The organism is Mesorhizobium sp. M0037 (genome assembly GCF_040323635.1).
GTDB lineage: Bacteria > Pseudomonadota > Alphaproteobacteria > Rhizobiales > Rhizobiaceae > Mesorhizobium.
The window spans coordinates 1-17,334 of the sequence record NZ_JAMYVB010000038.1 but is presented as its reverse complement, the minus strand read 5'-3'; the positions used below and the strand labels follow the sequence as shown (position 1 = coordinate 17,334).

The 17,334-nt window shown below is 63.3% G+C and carries 9 protein-coding genes and 2 pseudogenes; 5 read left to right on the top strand and 6 right to left on the bottom strand.

Features of this window, described 5'->3' with window-relative positions:
* Positions 1 to 85 precede the first annotated feature (85 nt).
* The 3 genes and pseudogenes from NKJ78_RS30440 to NKJ78_RS30430 form a co-directional block, all read right to left on the bottom strand.
* Positions 86 to 388 (bottom strand): annotated as a pseudogene (locus NKJ78_RS30440) (D-alanine--D-alanine ligase A); the annotation flags it as partial.
* Between the two features lie 208 nt (positions 389 to 596).
* Positions 597 to 2,651: a bifunctional aldolase/short-chain dehydrogenase gene (locus NKJ78_RS30435; RefSeq protein ID WP_023738424.1), complete on the bottom strand. Its 2,055-nt coding sequence runs from the start codon at positions 2,649 to 2,651 to the stop codon at positions 597 to 599.
* Between the two features lie 94 nt (positions 2,652 to 2,745).
* Positions 2,746 to 3,717 (bottom strand): sugar-binding transcriptional regulator, encoded by a 972-nt coding sequence (locus NKJ78_RS30430; RefSeq protein WP_352460083.1) that lies wholly within the window; start codon positions 3,715 to 3,717, stop codon positions 2,746 to 2,748.
* 190 nt (positions 3,718 to 3,907) lie between these two features.
* Between NKJ78_RS30430 and NKJ78_RS30425 the strand changes: the two genes are divergently transcribed.
* From NKJ78_RS30425 to NKJ78_RS30405, 5 genes and pseudogenes are all read left to right on the top strand, one after another.
* A complete protein-coding gene (locus tag NKJ78_RS30425) occupies positions 3,908 to 5,548 on the top strand; it encodes an acyl-CoA synthetase (protein WP_352460082.1) in 1,641 nt (546 codons plus the stop codon).
* Between the two features lie 153 nt (positions 5,549 to 5,701).
* Complete coding sequence (locus NKJ78_RS30420) at positions 5,702 to 6,310, top strand: TetR/AcrR family transcriptional regulator (protein ID WP_352460081.1); 609 nt, start codon at positions 5,702 to 5,704, stop codon at positions 6,308 to 6,310.
* A 55-nt stretch (positions 6,311 to 6,365) separates the two neighbouring features.
* Entirely contained in the window at positions 6,366 to 7,505 is a 1,140-nt protein-coding gene (locus NKJ78_RS30415; RefSeq protein WP_352460080.1) for an efflux RND transporter periplasmic adaptor subunit, read from the top strand.
* Positions 7,506 to 7,753: 248 nt separating this feature from the next.
* Positions 7,754 to 10,891 (top strand): efflux RND transporter permease subunit, encoded by a 3,138-nt coding sequence (locus NKJ78_RS30410; RefSeq protein ID WP_352460079.1) that lies wholly within the window; start codon positions 7,754 to 7,756, stop codon positions 10,889 to 10,891.
* Positions 10,892 to 11,166: 275 nt separating this feature from the next.
* Positions 11,167 to 12,517: pseudogene (locus NKJ78_RS30405) on the top strand (LLM class flavin-dependent oxidoreductase).
* 62 nt (positions 12,518 to 12,579) lie between these two features.
* Here NKJ78_RS30405 and NKJ78_RS30400 read toward each other — a convergent pair.
* The 3 genes from NKJ78_RS30400 to NKJ78_RS30390 form a co-directional block, all read right to left on the bottom strand.
* Positions 12,580 to 14,289, bottom strand: a complete 1,710-nt coding sequence (locus tag NKJ78_RS30400; protein ID WP_023684441.1) for a trimethylamine N-oxide permease — start codon at positions 14,287 to 14,289, stop codon at positions 12,580 to 12,582.
* Between the two features lie 307 nt (positions 14,290 to 14,596).
* The gene (locus NKJ78_RS30395; protein ID WP_023732174.1) at positions 14,597 to 16,966 is read right to left on the bottom strand and encodes a trimethylamine N-oxide demethylase; all 2,370 of its coding nucleotides are present in this window, start codon (positions 16,964 to 16,966) and stop codon (positions 14,597 to 14,599) included.
* A 120-nt stretch (positions 16,967 to 17,086) separates the two neighbouring features.
* Positions 17,087 to 17,334: hypothetical protein (locus NKJ78_RS30390; protein ID WP_352562800.1), on the bottom strand; the 248-nt coding region annotated here is incomplete at its 5' end.

Genomic DNA, 17,334 nt, shown 5'->3' with positions numbered 1-17,334 from the left:
CGCGGGAATCAGGTGACGTGAACAATCACCAGCCTGCCATGACCGCCCCCTCTCAGCGAATTTGCAGAACTCTCAGCACACTACCCACCGGAACACCATATTCGATGGCAGGCAGGTCATGCGGCGCCCTTGGCGGGATCGCCAGCATCCGCCATGCCCGCCCGGCGGCAGGCAAAGCTGCGTCCCATCAGAAGGTGTCGCCAGCGCGCCGTCCTTGAAATCGCTCAGCAGCCATTGGCCTTCGCGGGTGACGAAGGTGGGAACGGAGTCGTATTTCGCCGATCCAGAGTACGCATGACATGGTTGCCGAAAGCAGCGAAACCTCATGCTCGGCGGAGCGCCCGCCGAACAGCACGCCGACACGAAGTCTCTTCGCAGCCATCGACAACTCCACCAAGGATCAGGGTCGGAGCTCGCATGCGAAACACAAGGCGCGCCCTAAAGTGGTCGAGCAATAGGCCAAGGATTGGAGTGGATTTTGACCAGTTCGAGCAGTTTTTCAGCACGACGTGCAAAAGCAGTTCTCCGCCTGGAGTCCTTCAGGTGGGAGAGCGGTTCGTCGTTTTGGTGAACGATGAACCGCTCCAGGTCTATGTCTAGCGCAGCGCTGCGGCGATGTTGCCACCGTCGACCGTCGTCACATCGGCGGTGGTGCGTTCGGCCAATGCTTGGTGCAGGAAGGCCTGCGCCACGTCTTCTGCCGTCACCTCCTGTCCGAGCAGATTGCCCGACATGTATTCCTTCTCCGACACGCCGCGCGCGCCGGAACGGCTGGCGATCATGGCGTCGGTCAACAAGCCGGAGCGGATGCGGTCGGCGTTGACCGCATTGGAGCGGATGCCGTGCGCGCCGTAGTCGAGCGCATATTGCCGGGACAGGAATAGCGTCGCCGCCTTCGGCACACCATAGGCGCCGAATTTCGGACCCGGGTTGACCGCCTGCTTGGAGGTGTTGAACAACAACACACCGCCGGTGCCCTGTTCCAGCATGATGCGCACCGCGTTCTGCGCCGCCGACTGGTGGGCGAAGAAGTTGAGCTCGAAACTCTTGCGCAGCAGGGCATCGTCGAGCTCGCCGATGCGGCCTTCCCAGGCGGCACCGGCGTTGGAGACCAGAATGTCGACGCCGCCATAGACAGCGACAGCTTTGTCGAAGGCGGCGCGCAGCTCGGCCGGGTTGGTGATGTCGGCGCCGACGCCGATCGAATTGTTGCCGGCTGCCTTTGCCGCCTCGGCCGCCCTGGCCGCATCGAGATCGACGACGACGGCATGCGCGCCATTGGCGGCGAACAGTTTTGCCGTCGCAGCACCGATCGCGCCGGCGCCGCCAGTGATCAGCACCACCTGGCCGGTCAGCGGCTTCGGCTTGTTGGAGGCGAGCTTGGCCTGCTCAAGCGACCAGTACTCCAGCGGGAAGAGGTCGGCCTTCGATAGAGGATGGAAGCTGCCGACGGCCTCGGCGCCGCGCACCGCCTCGATCCACATCTCGCCGACATCAGATGCGATCTTCGCATCCTTCAGCGTGCGGCCATGGCCGAACATGCCGAGGCCCGGCACCAGCGTCAGCCGCGGCATCGGGTCGAGCATGGTGCGCTGGACGTCGTCCAGCGCATCGTTGGTTTCGAAATAGGCGCGATAGTCGTTGGCGAAGGCGTCGACATGGCTCTTGATGACGGCCTTGTAGTCGCCAATCTTGTCGGCGTCTGGCGCCGGAACCGCCATCGGTCCGGTCTTGATGCGGATCGACAGGTCGGGCGTCGACACGCCGCGTCCGGCATAGTCTGCTATGCCGGCTGAGTTGATGAAATCGACGATGGCGTCCGAAGTGCGGAAATCGCTGATCATGCGGTCGAAGCGGCCTTCGCCACGCGCCACCGCCACCGCGCCACGCAGCATCGGCGCGATCGCTGCCGGCGTTGCGAGCTTGGCCGGCAGTGCGGCTTTCGCTGTCTTCGGCTTGCCGTTCTTCGCCACATAGTCTTCGGCCACGTTCACATAATGGATCATGCGGTCATAGGCCTGCTTCGCAGCGTCGCCGAAGGTGAAGATGCCATGCTTGTCGAGGATCAGGCCTTCGACGCTGGGGTCGGCGTCGTAGACATCGGCGGCCACCTTGGCGAGGTCGAAGCCCGGCTTGATGTAGGGCACGTACCCCATCTTGTCGCCGAACACGGTCTTGATCAGCGGCTTGCTGTCCGCCTGGTCGACGATGGCGAGGATCGCGGTCGAATGCGTGTGGTCGACGAATTTATGCGGCAGGAAGGCGTGCAGCAGCGTCTCGACCGATGGATTGGGGGAGGCGGGGTCGATGAGGTTCGCCCGCTGCAGCGCCACCATGTCCTCGTCGGCGAGGCTGGCCAGCGCACGCGCCTTCAGCAGCGCGCCGAGCTTGACCGCCGGCAGGCCTTGCGGCTCGATCACACCCATGTCCCAGCCGCTGCCCTTGACGCACAGCACATCCCATTCGTCGCCGACGAGATCGGTGGCCTTGGTCTTGCAGGAGGTGTTGCCGCCGCCATGCAGCACCAGCCGCGGCTCGCCGCCGAGCAGCCGGGTCGTGTAGACGCGCAGCGCGAGGTCGCGGGCAACGCCCTTTTTCGCATAGTCGGCAACCAGTCTTTCCGCGTCGCCGTCATTCCAAAGGTTCTTCATGTCGCTATGTCCGCTTTGCTGTCTTTGATGTTGCTGTGAACAGGAGTGCCGCGACGCCTTGATGACAATGCGCCGGCTGCTGGGATTTCGTTGGTCAGGAAGCCTTTTTTGCCCCCGCACTGGCTCCGGCATGGTCGAGCAGCCGCCGCGCCATGCTGGCGCCGACGACGAGATGCGTGCAGAGCCCGCCGGCGTGTGCGGCGAGCAGCGGTTCGAACTTGCTGTCTTCCTGCACCACCATCAGCCGCTTTTCGATCTTCCGCAGCGACGACAGCGAGGCCGAGATGACGCGGCGGTTGTAGCTGCAGTCGAGCGCCTTGCCGGCGGCATCGATGATCTGGCCGGCAACGACGCCGGCGGCACCCGCCTCGCGCAACAGCCCCATCTCGCCGGGGCTGAGCGCGCCGCATTTGACGACATGGCTGTCGCCATCGACCGTGCCGACCGAATAGAGCGCCAGATCGCAGTTGGCAATATCGGCCAGTTGTTCGCGGATCACCGGTTCGGCGCGCAGCCCATGCGCCAGCAATTCCGTCGTCAGCACCAGCGGCGCGTAGAAATTGAGGCCCTTGGCGTTGAGCCGCCGGGCGATCTCCATCGTGCACTGGTCGGGACGGTAGGAGTAGGGCGCGCCGAGATTGCCGCAGAGCTGCACAACGGTGACGTCCTGCAGGTCGGCATAGGACATGACGTCGGCGATGGTGTAGACGGTGCGGCCCCAGGCGACGCCGATACGGTCGCCCTTCTTGACCAGTTCGAGAAAGACACTCGCCGCCAGCACCGCAACGTCCGTCGAAGGGTCGACGACATAGGCATTCTCCGGCGCGATCCACACCGCATCAAGCTTGAGCGCGTCCTCGAGCTGGCGCGCCAGAATGTCGTCGGTGAACAGCTGCGTCGAGGTCGAGATGTTGACGATGCCGGTCTCGCGCGCCTTGCGCAAATACATGGCGACCGAGGCGCGGGAAATGTTAAGCTGGCTGGCGACCTGGTCCTGGCGCAGACCATGGGCATAATAGAGCCATGCGGCCTTGTGGATAAGCTGTTCTGCCGGTCGGATCGCCATGCCGTCTCCTCGGCTGACATTATTCACGGCTCTCGACAAAAGTCAAACTGGCGTGGGTACACGATACCTCTTTGCCCAGCGAATCTGGACGATCATTGCGCCAAATGTGCCCGGTCGGGAATCGCCGATGGTGACGTGGCGGGAAGCTGTGGATAGAAGTTCTCAACAATGAAAATTCGGGGAGCACGGGATGGGCAGTCCCTACGAGCAGGATCTCGGCAAGAACGCCGCCAACCATCAGCCGCTGACGCCGCTCACCTATCTGGAGCGGGCGGCAAGCACCTATCCCGATCATGTCGCCATCATCCATGGCAGCCAGCGCATCACCTATCGCACCTTCTGGCAGCGCTCGCTGAAGCTCGCCTCGGCGCTGTCGAAGCGCGGCATCGGCAAGGGCGATACCGTCACGGTGATGCTGTCGAACACGCCGCCGATGCTGGAGGCGCATTTCGGCGTGCCGATGGCCAAAGCGGTGCTGCATTCGCTCAACACAAGGCTCGATGCCGCCGTCATCGCGTTCCAGCTCGACCATGCCGAGACCAAGGTGCTCATCGTCGACCGCGAATTCGCTGCTGTCGTCAAACAGGCACTGGCACTGGCCAAGGTGAAGCCGCTGGTCATCGACTATGACGATCCCGACTATGCCAGCGATGCACCCTATCCGAAGGGCGAGCGCATCGGCGCGATCGACTATGAGGGGTTCGTCGCCGGCGGTGACGAGGGCTACGCCTGGTCGATGCCCGACGACGAATGGGACGCCATCTCGCTCAACTACACCTCGGGCACCACCGGTAACCCGAAGGGCGTCGTCTACCACCATCGCGGCGCTGCCCTGATGGCCTACACCAATACCATCCATGCCGGCATGGCCAAGCACGCCGTCTATCTGTGGACGCTGCCGATGTTCCACTGCAATGGTTGGTGCTTCCCATGGACAATGGCCGTCCAGGCCGGCACCCATGTCTGCCTGCGCTGGGTGCGGCCGAAGCCGATCTACGATGCCATCGCCCACCACGGCGTCACACATCTTTGCGGTGCGCCGGTCGTCATGTCGGTGCTCATCAACGCCAGCGATGAGGACAAGCGCCACTTCCCGCAGACCGTTACCTTCAACACCGCTGCCGCGCCGCCGCCGGAAGCCGTGCTGTCAGGCATGGCCGATGCCGGCTTTGCCGTCACCCATCTCTACGGCCTGACCGAGACCTATGGCCCGGCGGTCGTCAACGAATGGCACACCGCCTGGGACGGTCTCGACAAGGGCGAACGCAGCGCCAGAAAGGCCAGGCAGGGCGTGCGCTATGCCGCACTCGAAGGCCTGACGGTGATGGACGCGGAGACGATGCAGAAGACGCCGGCCGACGGCGAGACCATCGGCGAGGTCATGTTCCGCGGCAACATTGTCATGAAGGGCTATCTGAAGAACAGGAAGGCGACCGACGAGGCTTTTGCCGGCGGCTGGTTCCACTCCGGCGACCTCGGCGTCATGCATCCCGACGGCTACATCCAGCTCAAGGACCGCTCCAAGGACATCATCATCTCCGGCGGCGAGAACATTTCATCGATCGAGGTCGAGGAAGCCCTCTACAAACACCCGTCCGTGGCGTCCTGCGGCGTCGTCGCCAAGGCAGACGACAAATGGGGCGAGGTGCCGGTCGCCTATGTCGAGCTGAAGCCCGGCAAGGTGGCAAGCGAGGCCGAGATCATCGAACACTGCCGCGCGCTGCTCGCCCGCTTCAAGGTGCCGAAGGCGGTGATTTTTGCCGAGATCCCGAAGACATCGACGGGGAAGATCCAGAAGTTTCAGCTGCGGGAAATGGCGAAGGGATCTTAGTTCCAGAGCGCAACGGCACGCGCAAGGTCGAGTTCGCGCACACCCTCTGTCACCAAATTATACGCGTACGTCGAATTCCCATTGACACTTCCCTCTTTTCGATTTACGGCTGACGAAAGTTGAAATTCGTCACTCATAAATCGACAGAGAGCCATGTCCGAAGCCGCCAGCATAATGGCCGACTCCACCCGGCAGGAGAATGTCACCCGCATTCTCGACTGTGCCGAACGCCTGTTCCGGCACTATGGTTACGGCAAGACCAATGTCGCCGACATCGCCCGCGAACTCGGCATGTCGCCGGCCAATATCTACCGTTTCTTCGCCTCCAAGGTCGAAATCCACCAGGCCGTCTGCGGCCGCATGCTCCTCGCCAGCTACAACATGGCCTACGAGATTTCCCGGTTGCCGATCAGCGCCGAGGAGCGGCTGCGCCGCTACGTGCATGCGCAGTACAAGATGACGCTGGAAGTCATGCTCGACGACCAGAAGGTCCACGAAATGGTCATCGTCGCGCTCGAGCGCGACTGGGGCGTCATCGACAAGCATATCGACAGCATTCACGACCTGTTTGCCGAGGTCATCCGCGAGGGCATCGAGGCCGGCGAGTTTGCCGACCAGGATCCGGTCATCGCATCGCGCTGCTTCGGCGCCGCCACCGTCATTCTGTGCCACCCGCAAATGGTGGCGCAGTGCCTTGCCAAGACCAATCGGGCGATGCCCGACGATCTCATCGATTACGCGATCAAGGCTCTGAAGCAATAACCGCCGCCCGCCGGGCGCCGGTGTCGACCGTTCATCTCCAGTCGGGAGTACGAAAGTGTCTTTGTCCAGTTCCATCATCCGCAAGCTGCCGGTCGCCGGCCTGATCGTCGCCACGCTCGGGCTCGCCGCCTGCAGCCAGGAGAAGACCGAGGTCCAGGACATCATCCGTCCGGTCAAGGTGGTCGAGATCGGCCAGGCCGAAAAGAGTCGCGAACTCACCTATTCCGGCTCGGTGCGAGCCCGTACCGAAATGAACCTCGGCTTTCGCATCTCGGGCAAGGTCACTGAGCGCCTGGTCGACATCGGCCAGCATGTGACGACAGGCGATGTGCTAGCCCGTATCGATCCCACGGACTATGAGTTGTCGGTCAAGAGCGCCAAGGCCAGCCTCGACGCCGCCGAGCGGCAGGTCGAGACGGTCGATCTGTCCCGCAAGCGCGCCGAACAGCTTTTTGCCAAGAACTTCACCTCCAAGTCGCAGCTCGAACAGGCGACGCTGAGCTACAACCAGGCGGTAGCGACTCGCGATGCCGCCCGCTCTACCCTTGCCCAGGCGCAGAACCAGGTCGTCTACACCGATCTCAAGGCGAGCGAGAACGGCATCGTCACGGCGGTCTCGGCCGATGTGGGCCAGGTGGTCGGCGCCGGGACGCCTGTGATGACCGTTGCCGTCGACGGCGAAAAGGAAGTGCTGATCGCGGTTCCCGAAATGGACATCGCCGCCTTCAAGCCGGGAAAGGACGTCAAGGCCAGCTTCTGGTCCGATGACGCGCTGGCGCTCTCCGGCAAAGTGCGTGAAGTCGCCGGCAGCGCCGACCAGCAGTCGCGCACGTTTGCCGTCCGCGTCTCGCTGCCCGACGACCCGCGCGTGCTGCTCGGCATGACCGCCAACATCGAGGCCTCGGTGGCCAAGAAGCAGGAGATGGTGTCGATCCCGCTCAGCGCGCTTGCGGAAAAGGATGGTCGTAAGATTGTCTGGACCGTCGACCGCGCCGGCGAGACGGTGCACGAGCGCCTGGTCAAGATTGCGGAGTTCACCGCCGATGGCGTCAGCGTCGCCGACGGGCTCAACCCGGGGGATGTCGTCGTTGCCGCCGGCACCCAGTTCATGACCGAGAATCTCAAGGTCAAGCTGACCGGCGATGCGGTCCAGGCCGCCTCTGCGGAAGGCGATGCCGCAAAGGCCCTGCGCTGACCGCAGGCATGAAGCCGGCTTGATCGTCGCTTCGGCGAAAGGGCTGGGCAAACGAATTCAGGGTTTCCGGGCGGCGAGCGCCCGATGGTCGAGACGCCAAGATCGAGTTCCCCCGCATCGATCCGCGCATCCCACCGCGATGAGTGTCTCTCCGTCGGAAAGCCTCGCCGCCCGGAAGCCAGCATCGGAATACCTGAAGCCGCATGCCGAGGGTGTGCGCTCACGATCAACGAATTGGACTGAGGCCGATGACCACCACCGACAGCAATGAAAAGCAGCCTTTCAATCTTTCGCGCTGGGCCATCGGCCATCCCTCGATCGCGCGCTTCCTGTTCGGTCTGATCATCATTGCCGGCGCGCTCGGCCTGATGCGCATGGGCCAGAAGGAAGACCCCGATTTCACCTTCCGCGTCATGGTCGTCCAGGCGATCTGGCCGGGCTCCTCGATCCAGGAGATGGAAGACCAGGTCGTCAACAAGATCGAGCGCAAGCTGCAGGAAACGCCCCACCTCGACTTCGTCCGTTCCTACACCCGCGCCGGCAGCGCCATCATCACCGTCCAGATCAAGGGCGACACCAATGCAGAGGAGGTGAAGGACGCCTTCTACCAGGTGCGCAAGAAGGTTGGCGACATCTCCGGCGACCTGCCGCAAGGCCTGCTCGGGCCCTATTTCAACGACGAGTTCGGCGATACCTTCATCACCCTGCACTCGATCGGCGGCGACGGCTACAGCTATCCGGAGCTGAAGAAATTCGCCACCCAGGCGCGCGACATGCTGCTGACGACGCCGGGCGTCGAGAAGGCCGTCATCATCGGCGACCAGCCGGAAAAGCTTTATGTCGACGTCTCGTCCAAGGCTCTGGCCGAGCGCGGCCTGACGCTGACCGACCTGCAGAACGCCATCAAGGGCCAGAACAATGTCGATCCGGCGGGCTCCGTCGACACCGGCCTGCGCTCGGTGCGCATCTCGGTCGAGGGCGATGTCACCAGGGCTGCCGACATCAGGGAATTGCGCCTACGCGCCGGTGGTCAGGTGACACGTCTTGGCGATATTGCCACCGTGAGTTCCGGTCTCGAAGATCCCTATCAGCGCAAGTACCGCTTCAACGGCCACGAAAGCGTCCAGGTCGGCGTCGTCATGGCCAAGGGTTTTAACGTCAGGGACGTCGGCACGGATGTCGAGGCGACCTACAAGCGCTTCGAGGAAGCGCTGCCCTACGGCGTTGCGGTCGACCAGATTTCCAACCAGCCCGAGGTTGTCAAGGACGCCGTCAACGAGTTCATGGAGGCGCTCGGCGAGGCGCTGCTGATCGTGCTTGCTGTCTCGCTGCTGTCGATCGGCTGGCGTTCCGGCCTGGTCATCGCCATTGCGATTCCGCTGGTGCTGGCCGCCACCTTCGCAATCATGTACGAGCTCGGCATCGATCTGCAGCGCATTTCGCTCGGCGCCCTGATCATCGCGCTCGGGCTGTTGGTCGACGACGCCATGATCGTCGTCGAGATGATGGAGCGCAAGCTGGAGGAGGGGCTGGTCAAGATAGAGGCGGCGAGCTTCGCCTATTCCTCGACCGCCTTCCCGATGCTGAGCGGCACGCTGATCACTATCGCCGGCTTCATCCCGGTCGGCTTCGCCGCCTCGACCGCAGGCGAATATGTGCGCACGCTGTTCTATGTCGTCGGCATCGCGCTCGTCGTGTCATGGTTCGTGGCAGTCTACTTCACGCCGTGGCTCGGCTACATGATCCTCAAGCAGCGCAAGCATGCCGGCAACCACCACGATGCCTTCGACACCGGCTTCTACCGGCGACTTCGCGCCACGGTCGGCTGGGCGGTCCGCCATCGCATCATAGTTCTGGTGATGACGCTGGTCACCTTCGCCACCAGCCTGTGGGCGTTCCAGTTCATCCCACAAAACTTCTTCCCGCAATCCTCGCGGCCGGAAATCCTCGTCGATCTCTGGTTGCCTGAGGGAACCTCGATCAAGGAAGTCGAGACGCAGGCCAAGGCGCTGGAAGCCCGGATGATGGACGACAAGGACAAGCGCTTCATCGCCACCTATATCGGCGAAGGCGCGCCGCGCTTCTTCCTGCCGCTCGACCAGCAATTGCGCAATCCGAACTATACGCAGCTTCTGGTGATGGCCAATGACGAGCCGGCACGTGAGCGGCTGATCCTCAAGCTGCGCTCAGTCCTGGCGCAGGATTTCCCTTCGATCCGCTCCAAGGTCGACCGTCTGTTCCTCGGCCCGCCGACCGGCTGGCCGGTGCAGATGCGCATCATGGGTCCGGACCGCCAGGAGGTGCGCCGCATCGCCGACCAGGTGAAGGCGAAATTCGCCGAAAATCCGCTGCTCGGCGCCGTCCATGACGACTGGCTGGAGCCGGTACCGGCGATGAAGCTGGTCATCGACCAGGACCGCGCCCGTGCGCTTGGCGTCACCTCGCAGCGCATCCGCCAGATGCTGCAGGCAGCGATGTCCGGCGCGCCGCTCGATGACTTCCGTGATGGCGAGGAGACGGTTTCCATCGTCGCCCGCGAACCGGACGCCAGCCGCAGCCTGCTGTCCTCGGTCGACTCGGTCTATATCCCGACCGATTTCGGCGGCTTCGTGCCGCTGTCGCAGGTGGCCAAGGTGGTGCCGGTGCTCGAGCAGGGCGTCGAATGGCGGCGCGACCGCCTGCCGACCATCTCGGTGCGCGCCACGCTGCCGGACGGCGTGCAGTCGAACGACGTCGTCACGAAGCTCTACAATGACATGCAGGGCATGCGCGCCGGCCTGGCGCCCGGCTACAAGATCGAGATCCAGGGCGGTGCGGAAGATTCCGCCGAAAGCCAGGCCTCGATTGCCGCCAAGGCGCCGATCATGCTGGCCGTCATCGTCGTGCTCCTGATGATCCAGCTGCAGCATTTCGGCAAGGCGATGCTCGTGCTGGCCACCGGTCCGCTCGGCATCATCGGTGCGGCGGCGGCTCTGTTGATCAGCGGCGCGCCGTTCGGCTTCGTCGCCATCCTCGGTGTCATCGCGCTGCTCGGAATCATCATGCGCAACTCGATCATCCTGGTCGACCAGATCGATCAGGACATCGCCAGGGGGATGGACCGATCGGAGGCCATCATCGGCTCGGCCGTGCGCCGTTTCCGGCCGATCGTGCTGACGGCGATGACGGCGGTGCTGGCGCTGATCCCGATCTCGCGTGCGGTGTTCTGGGGACCGCTCGCCTACGCCATGATGGGCGGCATCCTGGTCGCCACCGTGCTCACCATCCTGGTGCTGCCGGCAGGCTACGCGCTGTTCTTCGGCCGCGAGCCGAAGCAAGGCAAGAAGCCGGCTGATGAGGCGGTGCAGGACAATGACAGGCCGCCACTTGCCCTGGCCGCCGAGTAAGCGCTGCCGGCGCACAGGATGCACCTTGGAAAAGGCTGGAACGCCGTACGCTTGACGTGCGGCGTTCTGGCTTTCTCGTTGCCGGTGGCACCGAGCACCTCGGCAAGTATCTCAACACCAGGCGGGTTCATCAAAATAGGTTGAACGGCCACCTGTATGAAAATGCTTCGCGGCGCCGGTTTTGCAAAACAGAATTCCTTTCCAGGACGGCAAAGCCGTCCGATCCTGCTTACATATCGGAGCGGCAACGCTCGTTCGCATCAGGTGATCATCCCATGGTAGACAATAAGCAATTGCGGCTCGGCGCCTTCATGCGTCCGGTCAGTCTTCACACCGGGGCCTGGCGCTATCCCGGCTCATATCCCGATGCCAACTTCAACTTCGCCCATCTGAAGCGCTTCGCGCAGACGCTTGAGGCGGCGAAGTTCGACGCCTTCTTCATGGCCGACCATCTGGCCGTTCTCAACATGCCGATCGAGGCGCTACGGCGCAGCCACACGGTGACCTCGTTCGAGCCGTTCACGCTGCTGTCGGCGCTCGCCGCCGTCACTGATCATATCGGCCTTATCGCCACCGCATCGACGACCTTCGACGCGCCCTATCACATTGCCCGTCGCTTCGCCTCGCTCGACCATATCAGCGGCGGCCGGCTGGAACATCGTCACCACATCCAATCCCGACGCCGCGCTGAACTTCGGCCTCGACGAGCATGTCGAGCACGACGAGCGCTATCACAATGCGCGGGAATTCTACGATGTGGTGACCGGCCTCTGGGACAGCTTTGCCGACGACGCCTTCATCCGCGACGCCGAGAGCGGGCTCTATTTCGATCCCGCGAAGCTGCATGTGCTCGACCATAAGGGTGAGCATCTCTCGGTGCGCGGCCCGCTCAACATTGCGCGGCCGGTGCAGGGCTGGCCGGTCATCGTCCAGGCCGGCGCATCTGAGGCCGGGCGGCAGCTGGCAGCCGAAACGGCGGAGGTGATCTTCGCCGCCCATTCCGATCTGGCGGCTGGGCAGCGCTTCTTTGCCGATGTCAAAAGCCGGGCCGAGAAGCTCGGCCGTTCGCGCGACGACATCAAGATCCTGCCCGGCGCCTTCGTCATCGTCGGCGACAGTGTCGAGGAAGCACAGGCCAAACGCGCCAAGCTCGACAGCCTGGTCTATTACGAGAGCGGCATTGCCTCGCTGTCGATCGCGCTGGGGCACGACGCATCCGGCTTCGATCCCGACGCGCCCCTGCCCGAAATCCCCGAGACCAATGCCTCGAAGAGCGGCCGCGAGCGCGTCATCGAGCTGGCGCGCCGGGAGACTTTGACCGTCCGCCAGCTGGCGCAGCGGCTCGGCGGCTATTCCGGCCTTGCTTTCGTCGGCACGCCGAAAACCATCGCCGATTCGATGGAGGAATGGCTGTTTGCCGAAGGGTCAGACGGCTTCAACGTCATGTTCCCCTATCTGCCAGCCGGGCTCGACGACTTCGCCGAGAAGGTGGTGCCCGAGCTGCAGCGGCGAAAGCTCTTCCGGCGCGAGTATGAGGGCACCACCTTGCGCGAGAATCTCGGCCTGAAGCGTCCGCCGAACCGGTTCTTCAAAGGCTGCGAAGGGGCCATTCGCAAGGCCGGCTGACGTCCTGCCATAAAAAGAAACAGGCGCGCCGAAGCGCGCCCATTCTTTTCAAGCCATTACTTTCAGATGACGAAGTACCAGTTGGCGAGCAGCATCACCACCACGCCGGCGACCAGCGTCAGGTAGGGCAGCATGCCTGCCTTTTTGACCGAGAGGTCTGCGCCCGCCATGCCGAGGTCGGCCAGCATGTGGTCGGGGAACTTGCCCTTGTCTTGGACGTAGTGCCGGTAGCAGAACACCGGGATGATCAAGGCGGCTGTGATCAGGCCGGCCCAGAGCGCCATCGGGTTCCACACCTTGGCGCCGGCGCCCATGAAGATGGCGTTTACATAGGCGAAGATGGCGCCGAGGCCGAGCAGCCAGCTCGGCGCCTTCCAAGGCCGGTTGATGTGGCCGTTGTCGATGCGGTGGATCCAGCCGGCATTGAGGTTGAGGAAGTTGAAGATGATGTAGCCGCAGTTCGACACGGCGAGGATGAAGAAGAAGCTCGTCGCGTCGGCCGAGGCGATGGCCAGCACGATCAGGTTGAAGACGAGATCGGTCCACATGGCGCGCGTCGGCGCGCCATGCTCGTTGACGTGGCTGAGATAGCGCGGCAGCCAGCCATCGACCGAGCCCTGGTAGAGCGTGCGCGACGAGCCGGCCATTGCCGTCATGATGCACAGCACCAGCGCCAGGATCATCAGCATCACCAAGAGGCTGTGGATCAATGCGCCACCCCCGACCATGCCGGCCAGTGCATCGGCGACACCCGAGCCGTCGACGATCGGCGTCGCCAGCATGCCGTTGAGGCCCAGCACGCCCTGGAAGGTGAAGGGCACCAGGATGAACAGAAGCATGCAGAGCAGGCCGGAATAGAAAATCGCCTTGAACGTGTCGGTGCCCGGGTTCTTGAACTCCGATGTGTAGCAGACGGCGGTCTCAAAACCATAGGTCGACCATGCGGCGATGAACATGCCGCCCAGCACCAGCGTCCAGCCGGCAATGTTCCACGAGCCGGGCTCCGGCGCGTAAGCCGCCGCCAGCGGCACCAGCGGCGAAAAGTTCGCCCAGTTGATCTGGCCGGTGACGATCGGCACGACACCGACGATCAGCATCGGGATGATGACCAGGAGGCCGATATACTTCTGCACATTGGCGGTGCCGAGAATGCCGCGATGCTGGATCGAGAAGATGATCAGCATCAGCACCGCGCCGATGAAGAAAGTGGCATTGAGGGTGAAGGAGACAGGACCTAGCGTGTGGCTGAACAGCGTCCAGTTGCGGATCGCCGGCGTGGCCGCCGCGGTCACCGCGGCGATGGCGTCGGCAGGCACCGTTCCGGCATGCGCCGCGATATAGGCGACGACGTCCGGCGACGCCTCGGTGAACAGCGGCACCGGCGCCAGCGCGTTGAGAATATAGGCGGCGGCGATCGAGCAGCCCAGCGACAGCACCGGCGACCAGGCGAACCAGTTGCACCACACCGACAGCGGCGCGATGAACTTGGAATAACGCAGCCAGGCGGTGGCGCCGTATATCGAGGCGCCGCCCGACTTGTTCGGGAACAGGCCGGCGATCTCGGCATAGGTGAAGGATTGCAGGAAGCCCATGATCATGGAAGCGATCCAGATCCCGAATGCCAGCGTTCCGGTCGTGCCGGCAATGCCGCCGATCGAAAACAGGACAAGGGCAGGAACGCCGCTCGCCACCCAGAAGGCGCCGCGCCAGTCGATGTTGCGGAGCAGCTTGCCTTCAGCGGGCTGCTCCAGGGCAGTGGTAATCGTGCTCATCTGTCTGAATTCCCCATTTTTGTGTTCCCGGCCGGTGATGCCTCAGCTTCGCGAAGCTTGTTCCCCGGTACATGACCGCACGACTCCTGTGTTTCCACTCAGTCGTATTTTTTTCTTAACAGTGAAGATTGATCCGGCGCGCTTTCACGTCAAGTGATTTGTGGCGTCGTGCACATCACGGTTGCGAAACGCTCGCTTTGTCCTTCTCCCCTTGTGGGGTGAGAAGCGGTCCGCGGTAGCGGACGGAAAGCCAATTGCTTTCGAGCTTCGAACGCCCTGAGCCTGCGAAGGGCCGGGGGTGCAACCCTCAGGATCGCGGCCTGGTCTTTTGCGGATCGTAGTGAGCGAAGGCCACCACCCGCGCCGGCAGCCGCTTGGCATGACCGTCGAGCTTGCCGATCTCCACCTCTGTGCCGGTGGCCGCATGGGTGACGTCAAGCCTCGCCAGGGCGATGTTCTTGTCCAGCACCGGCGAGCGCATGCCCGAGGTGACGACACCGATCTGGGCGCGGCCGACATGCACGCAATCGCCATGGCCGACCGCGACATTGCTGTCGATGTCGAGGCCGACGAGCTTGTGCTGCGGATGTTCCTTGCGCCTTATCAGCGCCTCGCGGCCTATGAAATCGTCGGTCTTGGTCTTCAACGGCACGGTGAAACCAATGCCCGCCTCGAACGGGTCGGTCTGGTCGGAGAATTCGTAACCGGCGAAGATCAGCCCGGCTTCGATGCGCACCATGTCGAGTGCCTGCAGGCCCATCGGCTTCAGCCCGTGCGGCTGGCCGGCCTCCCAGATGGCATCGAACACTTTTTCGGCGTCGCGTGGGTGGCACCAGATTTCGTAGCCGAGCTCGCCGGTATAACCGGTGCGCGACACCACGACCGGAATGCCATTGCCGCCGCCGATGCGCGCGACAGCGAAGCGGAACCATTCGAGTTCGTCGATCGACGGTTGCAGCGGCGAGGTCCAGACCACCTCTCGCAAAATGTCACGGCTCTTCGGCCCTTGGACAGCGACATTGTGCATCTGGTCGGTGGACGAGCGCACCAGCACTTTGAGGCCGAGTTTTCTGGCGGTGTCGCGCAGCCATTCGCCGGACAGGTCATCGCCGCCGACCCAGCGGAAATTGTCCTTGCCGAGCCGCAGCAGCGTGCCGTCGTCGATCATGCCGCCATGCTCGTAGCACATGGCGGAATAGACGACCTGGCCGACGCCGAGCTTCTTGACGTCGCGGGTCAACGTGTATTGCAGCAGCGCTTCGGAATCGGGACCGGTGACCTCGAACTTGCGCAGCGGCGACAGGTCCATGATCACCGCGTCCTGCCGGCAGGCCCAGTACTCGGCGATCGGCCCCTCTTTGGCGAAAGAATTGGCCAGCCAATAACCCCGGTATTCCACGAAGTTGCGGGTGTGCTTGGCGAAGCTGGAATGGAAGGCGGTCTCGCGGGTCATTTTCGGTTCCGAATCGGGCGTCATGCGTCTGGCGATCGCTCGCGAGAATTTGTGCTGGCCGGAATAGGTTCGCACATGGATGTCGGTCGGGTTCCAGCCATTGGCCGGTGTCGTGTCGTCGGGACAGGCGGAGGAGACGCAGACAACGTCGGTGAGCGCCCTGAGCAGCACATAGTCACCCGCCCGCGACCACGGCTCGTCCGACACCATCACGCCATGGGCGTCGATCGCCGTGTTGAAGAAGAAGTTGATCGCCATCCAGCCGGCACGGGGCGTCACACCCTTGTCGGCCAACGCGCGATTGAAATTCTCCGAGCAGTTGGTGTGGCCGGGATAGCCGATGTCGTCATAATATTTGGCCGCACACGCGAGCGCGAAGGCGTCATGCCGGCCGCACGTGTCCTGGATAACCTCGACCAATGGCTCCATGTCCTGGTCGTAATATTTCGAGTGAAGGCCGGGCATCGGGTAGCTCGACCCCATCAGCGTGCGCGTGGTCGTAACGTCGAGCGGATGGTCCAGCCCCTTGTCCAGCTTGCGCGCCGAGAAGCACTGGAAATCGGTGCACTGGCGGCCGTCGACATCGATGATCTGCAGGTAGTCGCCGGCCTTGACGAAATAGGATTCGGCTGTCGCCGAATGGACGCGCAGATCGAGCACCAGATCGGCAAGCGGATCGGCCAGCTGCGACTTTGTCTTCAGGCGCACGGTGGCGCGGCGCACCATGACGGTGAGCGGCGTTGCCGTATAATGGCCGTCGACGAGCATCGGCCCGCCGGGTGCGGCAATCAGCATCGCGCCGTCGCGCGTGACCGTGAATGCCTGCTCGGTGCCGGCAGGCGTTGCGCCGCCGAACACACGCACCGCCTTGGGCTCGTCGAGCTGCACCTGGCGGCGCTCAAGGCCACGACGGACGGAAGCCAGGCTGTCATCGCCCTCGGCCAGAAGCGCCTTGATCCCGGCGGCATTGCTGTTGGACTTTTCGCCGAGGATGGAAGGATCGGTGGCGCCGGTCCTGCCCCAGGCCAGCAACTCGCAAGCCTGCCCGCCCTCGACATTGCGCACGGTGAACGTATCGCCGGCCTCGACCTCGATCAGCACCGCGCCATTGCCCTGGATCGTATACCGCTCCATGCCCGGCGGCAGCGCGATCTGTCCGGGCCTCACGACGAGGCTCGGCCGCGGCGGCCCAGCTGTCACTGAAGGGTAGGGCGACTGGCTCATCTCAGCCTTGCGGTTAGAGAAACATGTTTGCCTGTGTGTAAAATTATTTTAGCAGCAAGAATAGCAGCGCGGTTGGGTTTGGCAAGGTGGAGGTGGCGTTCTCGACGCGGTCGCTGCAGGTTAGACCCTTCCAATCAAACCCATCTTCCGAACGCCAGCGCCGCCCCTCATCTGGCTGCCCATCTTCTCCTCGTAAACGGGGCGAAGGATGCTGTCGTCGCCGGTTTCGCCAATCGCCAGCGTTGCAGGACGAGCGCCGAGGCTGCGACCAGCTTCTTTCTCCCCGTCACTATACGGGGAGAAATGCCCGGTGTCCGAACCGGATAGATAGGTAACAGAATGGACCGATAGCATGGGTGACAGTTTTC